The organism is Sphingobium sp. 15-1, assembly GCF_013375535.1.
GTDB classification, from domain to species: Bacteria; Pseudomonadota; Alphaproteobacteria; order Sphingomonadales; family Sphingomonadaceae; genus Sphingobium; species Sphingobium aromaticivastans.
The window spans coordinates 93,330-108,357 of the sequence record NZ_JABXJG010000001.1 but is presented as its reverse complement, the minus strand read 5'-3'; the positions used below and the strand labels follow the sequence as shown (position 1 = coordinate 108,357).

The 15,028-nt window shown below is 59.9% G+C and carries 15 protein-coding genes; 1 reads left to right on the top strand and 14 read right to left on the bottom strand.

What is annotated here, in order from left to right:
- Nucleotides 1-92: 92 nt before the first annotated feature.
- The 4 genes from HUK72_RS00480 to HUK72_RS00465 form a co-directional block, all read right to left on the bottom strand.
- Nucleotides 93-1,172, bottom strand: a complete 1,080-nt coding sequence (locus tag HUK72_RS00480; protein ID WP_176595037.1) for a hypothetical protein — start codon at nucleotides 1,170-1,172, stop codon at nucleotides 93-95.
- Nucleotides 1,173-1,239: 67 nt separating this feature from the next.
- A complete protein-coding gene (locus HUK72_RS00475; RefSeq protein WP_176595036.1) occupies nucleotides 1,240-2,130 on the bottom strand; it encodes a VOC family protein in 891 nt (296 codons plus the stop codon).
- A gap of 112 nt (nucleotides 2,131-2,242) precedes the next feature.
- Nucleotides 2,243-2,950, bottom strand: a complete 708-nt coding sequence (locus HUK72_RS00470) for an SDR family NAD(P)-dependent oxidoreductase (RefSeq protein WP_369805975.1) — start codon at nucleotides 2,948-2,950, stop codon at nucleotides 2,243-2,245.
- Between the two features lie 252 nt (nucleotides 2,951-3,202).
- Nucleotides 3,203-3,961 (bottom strand): oxidoreductase, encoded by a 759-nt coding sequence (locus tag HUK72_RS00465; RefSeq protein ID WP_176595034.1) that lies wholly within the window; start codon nucleotides 3,959-3,961, stop codon nucleotides 3,203-3,205.
- Nucleotides 3,962-4,254: 293 nt separating this feature from the next.
- On the opposite strand from HUK72_RS00465, the gene HUK72_RS00460 reads away from it, so the two are divergent.
- Complete coding sequence (locus tag HUK72_RS00460) at nucleotides 4,255-5,748, top strand: PLP-dependent aminotransferase family protein (protein ID WP_176595033.1); 1,494 nt, start codon at nucleotides 4,255-4,257, stop codon at nucleotides 5,746-5,748.
- A 13-nt stretch (nucleotides 5,749-5,761) separates the two neighbouring features.
- On the opposite strand, the gene HUK72_RS00455 is transcribed toward HUK72_RS00460, so the two are convergent.
- From HUK72_RS00455 to HUK72_RS00410, 10 genes are all read right to left on the bottom strand, one after another.
- Nucleotides 5,762-7,459, bottom strand: coding sequence for an FAD-binding protein (locus tag HUK72_RS00455; RefSeq protein WP_176595032.1), 1,698 nt, complete (start codon nucleotides 7,457-7,459; stop codon nucleotides 5,762-5,764).
- A 77-nt stretch (nucleotides 7,460-7,536) separates the two neighbouring features.
- Nucleotides 7,537-8,604 (bottom strand): 4-hydroxy-2-oxovalerate aldolase, encoded by a 1,068-nt coding sequence (gene dmpG, locus HUK72_RS00450; protein WP_176595031.1) that lies wholly within the window; start codon nucleotides 8,602-8,604, stop codon nucleotides 7,537-7,539.
- Nucleotides 8,604-9,524, bottom strand: coding sequence for an acetaldehyde dehydrogenase (acetylating) (locus HUK72_RS00445; protein ID WP_176595030.1), 921 nt, complete (start codon nucleotides 9,522-9,524; stop codon nucleotides 8,604-8,606). Before HUK72_RS00445 ends, dmpG begins: the two co-directional genes overlap by 1 nt.
- Nucleotides 9,525-9,642: 118 nt before the next feature.
- Nucleotides 9,643-10,431 (bottom strand): fumarylacetoacetate hydrolase family protein, encoded by a 789-nt coding sequence (locus tag HUK72_RS00440; RefSeq protein ID WP_176595029.1) that lies wholly within the window; start codon nucleotides 10,429-10,431, stop codon nucleotides 9,643-9,645.
- Nucleotides 10,432-10,469: 38 nt separating this feature from the next.
- Nucleotides 10,470-10,799 carry a Dabb family protein gene (locus HUK72_RS00435; protein ID WP_176595028.1) on the bottom strand — a complete coding sequence of 110 codons (330 nt, stop codon included), beginning with the start codon at nucleotides 10,797-10,799 and terminating at the stop codon, nucleotides 10,470-10,472.
- Nucleotides 10,800-10,861: 62 nt separating this feature from the next.
- Nucleotides 10,862-11,188: a Dabb family protein gene (locus HUK72_RS00430; protein WP_176595027.1), complete on the bottom strand. Its 327-nt coding sequence runs from the start codon at nucleotides 11,186-11,188 to the stop codon at nucleotides 10,862-10,864.
- Between the two features lie 11 nt (nucleotides 11,189-11,199).
- Nucleotides 11,200-12,816 carry a gamma-glutamyltransferase family protein gene (locus tag HUK72_RS00425; RefSeq protein ID WP_176595026.1) on the bottom strand — a complete coding sequence of 539 codons (1,617 nt, stop codon included), beginning with the start codon at nucleotides 12,814-12,816 and terminating at the stop codon, nucleotides 11,200-11,202.
- On the bottom strand, nucleotides 12,813-13,664 hold the full coding sequence (locus HUK72_RS00420) for an alpha/beta fold hydrolase (RefSeq protein WP_176595025.1): 852 nt from the start codon (nucleotides 13,662-13,664) through the stop codon (nucleotides 12,813-12,815). Before HUK72_RS00420 ends, HUK72_RS00425 begins: the two co-directional genes overlap by 4 nt.
- Before the next feature lie 32 nt (nucleotides 13,665-13,696).
- Nucleotides 13,697-14,476 carry a hypothetical protein gene (locus HUK72_RS00415; RefSeq protein WP_176595024.1) on the bottom strand — a complete coding sequence of 260 codons (780 nt, stop codon included), beginning with the start codon at nucleotides 14,474-14,476 and terminating at the stop codon, nucleotides 13,697-13,699.
- A gap of 44 nt (nucleotides 14,477-14,520) precedes the next feature.
- Nucleotides 14,521-14,988, bottom strand: coding sequence for a VOC family protein (locus HUK72_RS00410; RefSeq protein ID WP_218035879.1), 468 nt, complete (start codon nucleotides 14,986-14,988; stop codon nucleotides 14,521-14,523).
- Nucleotides 14,989-15,028: the final 40 nt, after the last annotated feature.

Sequence of the window (15,028 nt, the reverse complement as noted above, 5' to 3'; positions counted from 1 at the left end):
AGCGGTTCCCCTTTCTGCAGCGTCACACGCATACTGCCTGGGGACTGGACCTGCTGTGCCCGAGAAAAAGATTGCTGGCGCCGACCTGCCAATCAGGGCGCCTTCCACGCACCGGGCACTGGCATGGTGAACAATCCGGCCGGGGCATCGATGACGACCGGGATGCAGTTGAATACGCTCGCAGCGGCGGCGAGAAAGACGCCCGAAGCCGGCCATTCCTCGATAGACCTGCCGTTCCCCGTGAAGGTGGGAGCAATATCGATTGTCGTACGCGTGGACGGCGCGCCCTCGATTTCCACCACCAAGCGCACCTCGTCTGACAAACCCGGAAAATCGGGATGATCACGCTGCACGGTATAGATGAACTCGAAGTCGATGAACGGCTTTGTCTCGCCAAGGCGCGGCACTGACCAGCGGAATGTCGCGCCGCAAACGGTGCCCTTCTTTATTTCACCGACGGCGATCTCAAAGTCGCGCGTTGCGAGAAACAAGTCGTAACTGCCCCTCACCTCTCCAAGCTGGATGTTGGTGTTCCTGGCCAGCAGGTGCAGCCATTCCAGGACACTCTGCTGGAAATAACCGCCTTCTTCCATCCATGGCTCGAATTCTTCGGCGGGTTTTCCCAAGCCCAGCAATTCAACCATCATGTTGAGATTAGGATTGGGCGAGAAATCGTCGATTTCTGCCAAGTAGATATGATCGACATCCAGCGACATGCGCGTCATTGCCGCGCCCAGCCAAGGAACGACGACATCCGGGTTCGCGCCGGCGGACATCAGCGTGGTCCCGCCTTCGCGGCATGCCTCCTCAATCTGCTGGAGATATTCGGGGCTGCGCAGTTCGGGCACGAACCACGGACCGGTGGACGAGACCACATTCTTGCCCGAACGCAACAGATCGAACACGACCTGGTCGCGCTCCTCGATCGGCCCCTGCCCCGCCGGCGCATGAACGACGACATCAGCGTCGAGCGCGATAAGGGCATTCACGTCATTGGTGGCCAATATGCCGGTCCTCTGGGGCAAACCGGCCAATTCGCCAGCATCCTTGCCCACCTTTTCCGCCGCGTGCACCCACACGCCGACCAGTTCCATGTCAGGATGCTCGATGATCGCCTTCAGCGTGGACGCCCCGACCGCACCGGTCGCCCACTGGATAACACGAATTGCCATTTGCTTCATTCCTCGGAAAACAGACGCGGTCAGAACTCAGGTTCGTTCGCGAAGTGGATTGGAGATGTCACTGATTCCATGGAGGTGTGGTCAGCAACTGATGTCCGTAAAAGTCGGCGCTGTAATATTCCGTCTGAACTGTAGCCGGACGTGAACCCCAACCATATTCGATCATATAGCCGGACGGTGAAGCGCAATAAAAGGAATATTGGTGGTCATTCGAATGCCGTCCCAGCGCCAGCACGATGGGAATGTCCATGGATTGCGCCAGTTCATATGTATAGATCAGATCATCGATCGAATTGCTTTCGAACATGATATGATTCATGCGCTTGGTGCCTGGAAGGCCATAGGCGATCACATGCTGACGTTCGCGACCGGTGGTGTGCACGAACGCAAGCTCCGTCACCTTGCCGGGGCTGAGTTCAGCCTTATATTCGACATCGCCCTGCATGCCCAATAGTCGATAGAAGCTTAGAAATTCCGGGATGTTGGCCCCCGCGATCTGGCAATGGCCCAGCCCGGCCGCGCCGGTCACGAACTGGCCATACATCCTCCGTCCCGAATGGAACGGCTTGTTGAACTCGACGAGGGGACCGTGGAAAATCTCGATCGGATGACCGTCGGGATCTTCCAGCTTCATCAAACGAAGGACTCGCCGCGCCTGCGCTTCCTCTTTCGAGCAGATGCGGTGCCGTACGCCCGCATCGTTCAAGCGGCGGGCCATTTTTTCGAATTCCTCTTCATCAGCGACCCGCAGTCCCAAAGCTGTGACGTCGTCGAGGGAATCTTCTTCCAGGATCAACCGGTGATGCCAAAAATCCATGCGAAGAAAGGTTTCGGCCGAAGTTTCGCCATCGACGACCTCCAGTCCGAGAAAATCGCCCGCATAGGCCCGCCAGCGCGGCATGTCCTTCACGCCAAGCACCAGATAACCAAGCTCCGTCACACCGTTCATTGCTTTATTCCCGTGTCCCTGCCCTAAGCGCCGCGTGTCGATTATTTTCTGGAGAATATCTTGCGAGAGGGAAGTCGGTCTACCCTTCTCCCCCGCCTTGCGGTCAGTCGAATCAGATCGACGAGGTTCCTCCGTCGACCTTCAACTCCATTCCATTTACGTAACTTGAATCATCGCTTGCCAAGAAAAGAGCGACCCCCGCAATCTCTTCCGGCGTGCCCATTCTTCCTCGCGGGATCATGGCTTCAAAGGCCGCCTTCATATCCGGGTCCTTCATCACCTCTTCCTGCGTCGGCGTAAAGACCTGGCCCGGACTGAGCACGTTCACGCGAATATCGCGCTTCGCGAGATCGCTCACCCAGCCGCGCGCGAAAGCGTGGAGCGCCGCCTTGCTCGCCGCATAGACCGACCAGCCGGGCCAACCTTTGACCGAAGCTATAGAGCCCGTCATCAGGATCGACCCGCCATCGTTGAACAGGGGGATCGCCTTGTTCACGGTGAACAGCGTGCCCCGCGTGTTGAGATTGAACTGTCTGTCATAATGGTCCAGCGTGATCTCTCCGATCGGCATGGGCTCGCCCATGCCGGCGCTGGCATAGAGTATGTCGATACTGCCCTTTTCGCGCTGCACGACATCATATAGATGATCGAGATCATCCAGATTTGTTGAATCGGCTTTGATGCCCGTCACGTTACGGCCGATTTCCTGGACTGCTTCCTCCAGAAGATCCTGCCGCCGGCCAGTGATGAAGACATAAGCCCCTTCTTCAACGAAAAGCTTTGCGCTCGCCAAGGCCATGCCACTCGTCGCACCCGTCACAACCGCAACTTTGCCATCAAGTTTACCCACAACTCACCTCTCAAAAACAATTGGCAGCTTTCGACCCCTGCTCCCGACAGAATTGGCTTCGGGAACAAGATCAATTTTCGAAAATAGTTATGTTTACTCGTTGCCAATCCTCGAAAGAGAGATTTGCGTCTTGCTACGAATAAACTTATAGAAATTTTGATTATATGATTGGACCAATGGCCGATTTTCATATTGGTCCGCGACCGTCGAAGCGACAGCCACTCATCGACGAGCGGTCATTCCACCGTCGACAACATAGTTCACACCGGTTAAGAAGCTTCCGCGATGCGACAGCAGCAGTGCAGCAACCTCGACAATGTCATCGATCATGCCCATGCTTCCCAGCGGTACGGCCCGGCGCCAATCGTCATCGGACATGGGAAATTGCTTGCGCTGCTCATCCGCGTTCAGCGTTGAGACAGGGCCGGGCGAAATCGCATTGACCCGGATGCCGATCGGCCCCAATTCGACGGCCAGCGTACGCGAATAATAATCCAGCGCCGCCTTTGCGGCCCCATATTGCGCGGCGAAGGGAAAGGCCATCGTAGCGGATACCGATGACATGTTGAGGACCGCGCCGCCCTGGGATTGCCGGAGCGCAGGAAGCACGGCATTGGTGAGACGGACCGCAGCCATGAGATTGAGCGCAAGGCTATTTTGCCATTCCTCATCCGGGATCGCCGTCACGCCATCCAGAAAGATAGGCGACCCGCCTGCGTTGTTCACCAGGATTTCAAGTCCGCCCATCGCATCCAGCGCCTGGCGCGCGACAGCCTCAACCCCTTCCGCGACACTGAGGTCGCCCGTGACCAAGATTGCCTTCTGGGGCGTGGATTCGCTGCGGGAACGTCCCGCGACCACCACCTGCGCGCCCCCGTCGAGAAGGCGTTGCGCTATCCCTGCGCCAATACCCTGCGTGCCCCCGGTCACAAGAGCGCGACGACCGCGAAATTCCGTCGAAAGATCAAGCTTATCAGCCATGAATGCTGCCTTCGCCAAAGCGGATCGCCGGCAATTTCCGAACGGATGTCCAGATCGACGATCATAAAACGTATCAGTGATCCGTTTATGTGAACAACTGATCCGCTTGTCAAGAGTCCGCTTTGATTGATATTATCCGCGGACGAAATAGAGTCGCTGGTCGAAGCAGAGAGGTTGCTCAATCCATCTAGCCTGTTCAGGCCCAGAATGTGTCGGGGACGAAGCAATGGATTGCACGCGATTCCAAAGAGCTGGACAGACCATAAGCGCCCAGATTGCACGGGGATCCCATCATGCAGCTTCCGGTTTCGGTACGCTACTCAAAAGAAAAGTCTTTCCAACAGCAGCTCGTGGATCAAATCCGAGATTTGATTTCATCGAAAGTCCTGCAGCCTGGAGATCAGATTCCGTCCAGCCGTGAAATGGGAGACTTGCTCGGCCTTTCCCGGCGGACGGTCGTGCTTTCCTATGAGCGACTGATCGATGAAGGGTTGATCGAAACACGGCCAGGTCATGGCACCTTCATATGCAATCAATTGCCCAGCCTGGGCATCCGTATTCCTCCTCCGCCAAAGGTTGCTGAGTCCAGCGTCAATATTCTTCCCGAGGTGCAGCAAAGGGTTGAAGGGATGAACCTCTTTCAACCCTTTGGCGAACGGTTGCCTTATGATTTTCGCATCGGCAGACCCGATCCGCATCTTTTTCCGCGAAACCATTGGCGCCGCCTGGCTTCAGAACATCTTGATACCTTTACCAAAATGGCCATCGACTACACTCCGCCGGCGGGCCACTTACTGCTGAGGGAAGCCATCGCTCACCATTTGCGCGTGACAAGGGGCATAGTATGCCGCCCGGAGCAGGTGATCATAACGGCCGGCGCGCAGGAAGGACTCAACCTCGTCGCCCGCTTGATTGGCATTCATGACGAGGACGTTATCGTCGAGGACCCATGCTATAACGGCGCCGCGCAGGTGTTCCGCAGCCTGGGGGGCAAGCTGTATCCCGTCGCCGTGACCAGGGATGGGATCGACACGGACGCCTTGCCCGAGAAGGGCGCGCGCCTCGCCTACGTCACGCCATCGCATCAGTTCCCTTTGGGCGTGACCATGTCCTCCGACCGCCGCATGGCGTTGATCGCATGGGCCCGGAAAAGCGGCACATTGGTGATCGAGGACGATTATGACAGCGATTTCCGGCACAATTCAACGCCGCTCATGGCCTTGCAGGCGGCAGGTCCTGAATGCGTGGTCTATCTGGGAACATTCTCCAAGTCGATCGGCCCCGGTCTGCGGCTGGGCTATGCGGTCTTCCCCGAACATCTCGCTGAGCCGGCGGCCGCCATCAAATCAGTCATGAACAATGGGCATCCGTGGCTGGAACAATCCATCATGGCCCAGTTCATCAGTTCCGGCGCCTTCGAACAACATCTGGGACGCATGCGCAAAAATTACCTCGAAAGGCGAAGCGCCGTCATCGCGGGAATTGCCGCCGCCTTTCCGGATACGGAGACAAGCGGATATGAAGGCGGCATGCATCTGGTCTGGAAGACCAGCCCGAAATTCGAACCTGCATTCGATCTACAAACGGCGGCCCGCAAGCTGGGCGTGGGAATCTACAGCCTGGCTGGCAGCCCGACGTGCCAGATCGTGCCAAGCCCCGATCACGATCGCCTTATCTTGCTTGGATATGCCTGCCTGACCCCTCAACAGATCGGCTCCGCGATCGATCTGCTCAAACGGGTGGTTCACGACCAATCCGGATCGGATGGAGGTAGCTGTCCAGCCTAGACCTGTCTGCGCCTTATCGCGCCAACATCCTATCGGCCGCATGATTGGCGCCGACAAAGCCAAATGTCATTGAAGCCCCGAGCGTGCTGCCGGGTCCGGGATAGGTATCGACGAACAGCGAACCGGTCGTATTGCCGGTGGCATAGAGCCCCTCGATGGGATCGCCCGACATATCCAGAACGCGGGCGCATTCATCGACACGCAAGCCCCCCTTCGTGCCAAGGTCGCCAAGCTCCACCTTTATGGCATAAAAGGGCGCCTTCTCGATCGGGCCGAGATTGGGATTGGGGCCCGCGCCGCTGTCCCCGAACGCCCTGTCGAACAGGAAATCGCCGCGATGGAACTCCGGGTCCTTTCCGGTCCTGGCATAGTCGTTCATGCTGCGCACGGTTGCTGCCAAGGCATCGGGATCGATTTCGATTTTGCGCGCCAGTTCCTCGATCGTACCGGCGCGATAGATGATGTTGTCCAGATATTCGGGCGGAAGCCTTTTGTCCGGACAGAGCCATCCGGGCAGGAGGTTGCTGACATTATATCTGTGACGGTAGCGAGCGTCGAAGACCATCCAACAGGGCAGGTTCGCGCCCGTCTTCCTGTGATCCGCGATCATTGCATGACCGAAGCGATCATAGGAGCAGGCTTCGTTGACGAAACGTTTGCCCAACCGGTTGACGCAGACCGATCCGGGCCGCGCGCGCTCGAATATCAACTGGCCGGCGGGCTCACGCAAATTGTTCTGGGCTGGAATGGAAAAGGACGGACACCACCAGGAATTTTCCATATTCTCTATGGCCGCCCCGATCTCCTGTCCCGCCCGGATCGCGTCCCCTTCATTCCCGCCCGGTGGGGTCAGGGAGTTGGCCACCTTCGTGTGGACGGAGTGATATTGATCCCGCATCGCCTGGTTCTGGTCGAACCCGCCTGCGGCCAGCATCACCGCTCCAGCCGCTATCACCCGATGATTGCCATTATGGTTGACGCGAATTCCGGTAACCCGATTGCCTGTCCTTTCCAGCCCGACCAATGCTGTATTGAGGAGCAGAGGGATGTCACGGTCCACCATCGCCTTTCGCATATAGCCGACGAAAGCGCTGCCCATCGACAGCCGACTGTCGCGCGGGGTTCTGAGGCGCCAGCCAAGATCGGCCCAGTAGCCCCCGACCAGCTTGAAACCCTCCCGCATCCAGCCTTTCCCGCGATTCATCAGCGGTCCAAGCGCATTCAGCCCCAACTGATAGCGGCCCGCGACAAAGAAGCCCGGATAAGCTGAACGCATGCGGTGGAATTCCAAGCCCAGCGGCTTGGCGATATAATCTCTGGGCGAAAGCTGCCGCCCGGACACCGCCCCTTCCTCTTCGGAGAAATAGTCCGGCACGCTTTCCAGCATGAACAGGTCCGCGCCAAGCGACATGGCATATTCCGCCATGGCCGGCGCGTTGTCGATAAATGCGCGGAACTTGTCGTCGTCGCCCTGCCCCCTGGTGATCGCCCGCAGGTAAGTCAGCGCCTTCTCGGGCGTATCCACGCCCTTGAGCCAGCGATGGTTGGGAATCCAGATTCCACCGCCCGAAAAGGCGGATGTGCCCCCATAATGCGAGCATTTCTCAATGATCAGGGGCTTCAACCCGCGATCATGCGCTCGCAAAGCGGTCATCATCCCGCCCAGCCCGGAACCCACCACGACAATGTCTGCCGAAGTCGCCTGCTCCATATGAATCCGCCCCCCTTGATTATTGTCGCATTGTCATGGCCGGGCAGAGGGCATGGGACGTCCTCGCCTCTCGTTGATCAACCGCCGGCGGAGACGGTTCCGCCCACATTCAGACCGCGTTCGCGGGCCATGGTGAGCGCGGTATCCTCGATCATGTCCTCCTGGCCGCCGATCATCTTCTTGCGGGCCAGTTCCATGAGGATGTCGCGGGCAGGAACACCATATTTGCGGGCGCAATCCTTCGCGAGATAAAGGAAGGTGGAATAGACGCCCGCATAGCCCAGCGTGATCGCATCCCGATCCGCGCGCGGCGGTTGCGGCATGATCGGCAGAACCCGGTCCTCCGCCACATCCATCAGCTTGAAGACGTCGATGCCGGTCTCAATGCCCATTCGCTCGCCAACGGCGGCGAACAGTTCCAGCGGCGTGTTGCCCGCGCCCGCGCCCAACCCTGCTGCCGATCCATCGATGCGATCGGCCCCCGCGGCAACGGCCGCAATCGAGTTAGCCACGCCCATCCCCAGATTATGGTGGCCATGAAACCCGATCTGCGTGTCAGGCTGCAGGACCGAACGCAGCGCCGAAATCCTTTCGGTCACTTCGCCGGGCAACATATAGCCCGCACTGTCAGTGCAGTAGATGGTGGTGGCGCCATAACCTTCCATCAGCAGGGCCTGCCCGACCATGGTTTCGACCGGCGCCATATGGGCCATCATCAGGAAACCGACAGTGTCCATGCCAAGCTTCCGGCCAAGACCGATATGCTGCTCGGTCACGTCCGCCTCGGTGCAGTGCGAGGCGACATGCACGCAGCCAGCGCCGCAATCGGCCGCCATCTTCAGTTCGTCGAGCGTGCCGATACCCGGCACATGCAGCACGGACACCACCGCATTCTTCATCCGCGAGGCGACGGCAGTGATATATTCCCTGTCGCTGTGCAGACCGCGGCCATAGTTGAGCGACGAACCGCCCAGCCCATCGCCATGCGTCACCTGCAATAACGGCACGCCGGCCGCATCGAGCCCGGTCGCGATGTCGACCATCTGCTCGACCGTGATCTGGTGGCGCATGGAATGCATGCCGTCCCGAAGGCACATGTCATGCAATTTCACCTTGCGACCGCGGACTTTGGTCTCTTCGCTCATCAGACAGACTCCTCGGTCGTGGGTTCGAGCGTCAGTTTGCCGCTCATGATCTCGTTCGCGAACATCTCCGCGGTGCGCGCCGCGGCGGCCGTCATGATGTCCAGATTTCCAGCATATCTGGGCAGGAAGTCTCCCAACCCCTCCACTTCCAGGAACAGGGAAACCTTGCGTCCATCGAACAAGGGACCATTGTTCAGCCGATAACCCGGCACATATTTCTGAACCTCCTTGACCATCTCGTGCACGGAGCGGGTAATCGCCTCGCGATCGGGCTCCCCCTCCGTCTCGCAATAAACCGTGTCGCGCATCATCAGCGGCGGCTCCGCCGGATTGATGACGTTGATCGCCTTGCCCGCCTTCGCCCCCCCGACCCTGGCGACCGCGCCGGACGTGGTGCGCGTGAATTCGTCGATATTCTTGCGCGTGCCGGGACCGACCGACTTCGAGGCCACCGTCGCGATGATCTCGGCATATTCGACGGGCTGCACGCGGCTGACCGCATATACCATCGGGATCGTCGCCTGACCGCCGCAGGTGACCATATTGACGTTCATCACCTTGCGTCCGACCAGTTCGTCCAAATTCGCGGGCGGCACGCAATATGGCCCTATGGCGGCGGGCGTGAGATCGATCATCAGCACGCCAAGCGCATTGAGCTTGCGGCTGTTTTCCGCATGGACATAGGCCGAAGTCGCGTCGAAGGCGATCTGGACGCCATCGGCCACGACATGCGGCACAAGGCCATCAACGCCCTCCTCGGTCGTTTTGAGGCCAAGTTCGCGCGCCCTGGCAAGGCCAGCCGACGTTGGATCGACGCCGACCATCCAGATCGGCTCCAGCACATCGGATCGCAGCAGCTTGTACAGCAGATCCGTGCCGATATTCCCCGGCCCGATAATGGCGCATTTGATTTTGCTCACCTGAGAGCTCCGTTATTTGAGGCCGCTGCTCTGATGCCGCTTCTTCGTCGCACTGAATGAAGCAGCCTGTGAACAGGGCGGTTTACGATTGAGAGACCATCAACTATCGGCCGCCAGCTCACGCGAAGCGAAGCGAGCACGATCCGATCCCAAGAACCTTCATTTCGAGGCTATCCCCGCGATCGACGGAAACGAGCGGCCCAAGCGAGCCGGAAAGAACGACTTCTCCTGCAAGGAGCGGCACTCCCAGCCTGCCCAGCGTATCGGCCAGCCAAGCGACCGAATTGAGCGGCGATCCCTGTACGGCGGCGCCCACCCCTGTCGAGGCCAGTTCGCCGTTCTTGAGGACGACCATGCCCGCGAGCGCCAGGTCAACTTCGCGCGGATCGACCTTGTCATGGCCAAGAACGAAGACGCCACAGGATGCATTGTCAGCCACAGTATCGAGAATCTTGATGTCCCAGCGCTGAATCCTGCTGTCGACAATCTCAAAACAGCAGCGCACATGGTCAGTCGCGCGCAGGACGTCGTCGGGCGTTATTCCCGGTCCACTGAGATCGGACTTCAGGATGAAGGCGATCTCTGCTTCCGCCTGGGGCTGTATCAGGGAATCCAGTTCGATCACGGCGCCATCGTCAAAGGCCATTCCCGATGTGAGTTGCCCGAAATCAGGCTCGAAAACGCCAATGGCGTCCTGCACAGCCTTCGAGGTGACGCCGATCTTCTTGCCGATGATCCTCTCACCCGCATCGACCCGGCGCTGCACCATGCGGGCCGCGATATGATACGCATCTTCGATCGTCAGGCCTTCGACGCGGTCGCGCAAAGGCGGCAGTGTCGAGCGAGTAACGAACGCATCGTAGAGCGCGTCGCCATGATATTGAATAGTCTTGGGATCAATGGTCATAATGCTGCCATTTCAAGCCGCGTTTGCGGTATAATAAATTAACGATCAATCCAGAACCCGCGAATGTCGGACACTTCCGATCCAAGGCGCAGGATGGTCGAGACCAGCGTCTGATGGATAGGATGCGGCACGTAAGCGCGGGCGGAGTCGAAATTATCGAACGTCAGCACCATGCCATAGTCAAACGCCTTGTCAGGGCCTTCCCAATCCACCTCGGACGTGCGGGGGCCGTGCTTGACCGACAGGACGCCCGGTATTTCCCGCTGCGCTTCCACCGCCGCGACAAGTTCTCCCATCTTCTCGACATGGGAAGGGTCGCTCAACACCCAGAAGACCGTCAGGATATGCTTGGCTTTATCGTTCGACACCATCTCGATCCTTCATCCTTGATCATGTTCGCGGCCCGTGGATGCAGGCCCCCGCGCCTGTTTCAGCAGTCCATCCAGAACCAGCGGATGTCGTCCCCGACATAATAGATCGTTCCCACGAGCTGCTGGTGCAGCGGGTGCGAGGGATAGGCCCGAACCGCCCCGATGCCATCGAAAGTCACCAGCATCGCATAGCCGAAATCCTTGTCAGGGCCTTCCCAATCGACCTGAGCGGTCCTTGGGCCGTGCTCGATGGCGAGAACGCCCGGAATCCGGACCTGTGCTTCGATCGCGTCGACGAGTTCTCGCAAATGCTCTTCATTGCCCGCCTGGTTCACTTTCCAGCATGCCATCAGCATGTGCTTCGCGTCGGTGGAAGATGTCGTCATGCCTGTTTTCCTTATGATGTTGCGGGGAGCGCGGGAGCATTGGCGGCAATGGCAATTGCCGCGCCATCACTGCGGGGGTCCGCGCCCGCCTCGATCTTCCCGTCTTCCATGAGGATCGCATGGGCGTGCCCCATCATCTCGTCATGCCTGGGAACGGACTTCACGCTGTAGCCACAGCGCACGATCTCGTTGATCACCTGCTCCCCGAAATCTTCCTCGATATGGAGCTGATCATCCGCGTCGCCGGGATAAATCTGCCCGCTCAGCACGCGCGGCGCGGCCACCGCTTCGGCCGGGCCATCCCCGTTCAGGACGCGCAGCAGCACTTGAACGGAGGTCTGCGGCTGCCCCTCGCCACCCATCGTCCCGAAAACGAGCCAAGGCTTCCCTCGTTTGAGCGCCATCGAGGCCATCAGCGTGTGCACCGGCCGCTTGCCCGGAGCCACGACGTTGACGTGGCTCCTGTCCAGCGAGAAATAGGACCCGCGGTTCGCCATGACCACGCCCGTGCCGGCCGGCACGAAGCACGAGCCGAAGGGGTGATAGAGGCTCTGGATCACCGAACATGCGTTGCCCCACCTGTCCACGGTGCAAAGATAGACCGTATCGCCTTCCATCGGCGCAGCGCCGCCGCGTGGCAGCGCTCCGGCATTCTCGGCAAGCCAGCGTGCATGGTCGAGGCTGGTCAGCCTGTCGACCGGAACGGGGACATGCGCGGGATCGGCAACATAGCTGTTGCGGTCGAGATAGGCGAGGCGCTTCGCCTCCAGAAAGGCGTTGAGCTGCCTGGCGGTGCCCGGAGCGGAACGTCCGCCCTCGATCAGCGAAAGCAGGTTAAGGATCTCGATAGCCGCGACGCCCTGGCTGTTCGGCGGCGTGGTAAGCACCTCCAGGCCATCGAAGCGGGTCTTCACAGGCTCCACCCAGAGCGTGGCATGCGTCCTGAGATCCTCTGCGGTGAGCATGCCCCCCGCCTCAGCGATGCCCTTGGCGATCTGCGCGCCAAGATCGCCGGAGTAGAAGTCGGCAAAGCCGGCATCGGCCAGGCGATCGATCGCGTCGGCCAGGTCGGGCTGGCGGAAGATGGAGCCTGCCGGCAAGAGCGCGCCATTGACGACAAAGGATTTCGCAAGCGTCGGATCGGTCGGGAGCAGGTCCGCGACCTTATCCATCCAGCCGGACATCCGGAGCGTGATTTCCACGCCCTCGCGCGCCGCCTGGGCGGCAGGGCGAAGCAGGTCGGCTACCGGCATCGTGCCGAAACGCTTCATTGCGTCATGCCATCCGGCGGCCGCCCCCGGCACGGCAAGCGACATCGGTCCTTTGACGGGAATCTGCGAAAGCCCGCGTCGCGCGAATTCCTCCGGCGTCGCGGTGCGCGGCGCTCCGCCCGAGCCGTTGAGGCAATGAACCCGTGCGGTTGCCGCGTCGTAATAAAGCATCCAGATGTCGCCGCCCACACCGCACATATGGGGATAGCAGGCCCACAGCATGGCGTTGGTGGCCAGCGCCGCGTCAAGCGCGTTGCCACCCGCGGCGAGCACGTCCCGTCCGGCCTGGCTCGCCCGCCAGTGCGGCGAGGCCACGGCCGAGTTCGGGGTGTCCGATTGCCCCGAATGGAAGGTCATGACATCTTCTCCAGGAAGCTGACGACCTGCTTCACGAAATCGTCGGAGCGCTCAAGCTGCACCCAATGGCCGCAATTGCCGAAGCTGTGCAACTGCGAGGTCTTGATCGCGCGATGCACGCGGATCGCCAGTTCGAGCGGAAGCACCCGGTCGTCGCGGCCATGCAGGATCAGCGTCGGGGTGGTGATGGCTTCCAGTTCGGCTTCGGACGAGACCCGAAAGACGGTCTCGCCCTGATCGTTCTTGACGACCGGCACCGGATGCGGAGACTTTTTCGCTTCCGGATCAATGCTCTGCGCGTGACGGCGTTTGAGCATCTCGGGAGTCAGCAAGGCGGGATCGAATGGGAAGATGCGCAGTATCTCTTCCAGCTTCTCGATCGTGCCGTCATAGACGGATGCCAGTTTATGCGCCTCGCTCATCGGAATGTCGCCGGCAGCCGAGCCCATCAGGATCAATGCCGACGTGCGGCTGGAGTCGCGCAGCGATGCGGCCATCGCGACCATGCCGCCGAACGAATTGCCGACCAGCGGCGTGCTGGCGATGCCAAGCGCATCCATGAACGCGAACAGGTGACCGACCCAGAAATCCATGTCATATTGACCGTCCGCCTTGCGCTCCGTCGCCCCGAATCCCGGTATGTCGAGCGCGATGACGCGGCGGTGCTGCGCCATCACGGGGATAAGCCCGGCCCAGTTCTCCCAGGCCGAAACGCCCGGACCCGAACCATGGAGAAGGATGATCGGCTCGCCGCGGCCGGCATCCAGATAATGCGTGCGAAGACCGTCCGCGACAATGCTGGCGCCGGCCGCCGGGTTCCGCGGGTCGAAACTTTTCCCCTGATCCATATCTCTATCCTTGAAAATCTTCCGGCTTCTTCTCAGACCGGCTTGGGCCACTGGGAGACCAGCTCGAAGACCCCGGTCTGGTAGACCGGATCGAGCAGGAACGAGCCTTCCGGCGGGGACGCGATCGACTCGCCTGGAACGAACTTGCCGGTCCGATGCCCTTCCATCCCGATGCGGACGAGCTTGGCAATGTCGCGCTTGATGTCGTCCGTGTCGAATTCGCAGATCGCCAAATTCTGCGGCAGATCTCCCACCAGCCGGGGCAACTGCACCTTGCTGGGCCGGTAGAAACTGCACGCGATGAGGCCGGGCGCCGTGGTCATTTCCTCGACATGCGGCCCCCACCAGGCGTCGACGATCGGCTTCGCCTCTTCGGACGTCGGTGAGCCGAAAACCATCATGACGTGCTTGCGTGCCGGCGGCAGGGCCGGAAGACCCTCGCCCGGCGACTGATTGCCATGATCGTCCGGGAACTCCCGGTCCAGTTCATATACGCACGACTGGAAACCGGGATGCAGTTCGAACGTGCCTTCGCGCGGCGGGGGAAGCCGTTTGGTCAGGCTGCTGGCCCACAATGTCCTGAACGCGCCGGCCAAGTCGTCGGTGTCGAACTCATAGATCGCCATGGTCTTCGGCAGCTTGACCGTCAGCCGCGGCAGTTGAGCCTCTGCGGGTTTGAACAACTGCGCAGAGATGAGGCCCGGAAGCGTGCACATCTCGATGAGATGGGTTTCGTACCAGCGGGCCACCTCTTCCTCGACTTCATCCGAAGTAGGCCCACCGTAAACCATATAAACTGTCTTGGCGCTCAAGAGAAATCTCCTTCAAATCCGGATGTCTTCATTATCGCCACCGTTCAGGCCTTGACCTCAAGGTGAAAACCGTTCCCGGGCGGAATCTGGCCGATCTCGATGATGTTCCCGTCCGGGTCCTGACCATAGACCGAGGCATTGCCCCCTCCGAAATGCAGCGGGGAAGGATGCACGAACCTCATGCCCAGAGCGGACAGGCGCTCATACTCGGCGTCAATATCGTCGACATCGACCATGAAGTGCGTATAGCCGAAGTCGTAGGGCTTGCTGGGCGCAAGCTTTTCGCTCTCCGGCGACCGCCATTCAAATAATTCGATGTAGCAGTTCGTTGTCTTCATCATCAAAACGCGCGCCACGGGATTGGGAACCCCAACGACAAGCGCGCCGACCGGATAGTCCTCAAAGCGCATTTCTTCACCGACCGCTTCAAAGCCGAACGCCTTTTCATAAAAGTCCCTCAAACGATCCAGATTGGACGTGTGGATGCCGACATGATGAATGCCCCGGATCATGCGGCGCAACCCATCCACGCCATATCCGGATGCCGCGGAA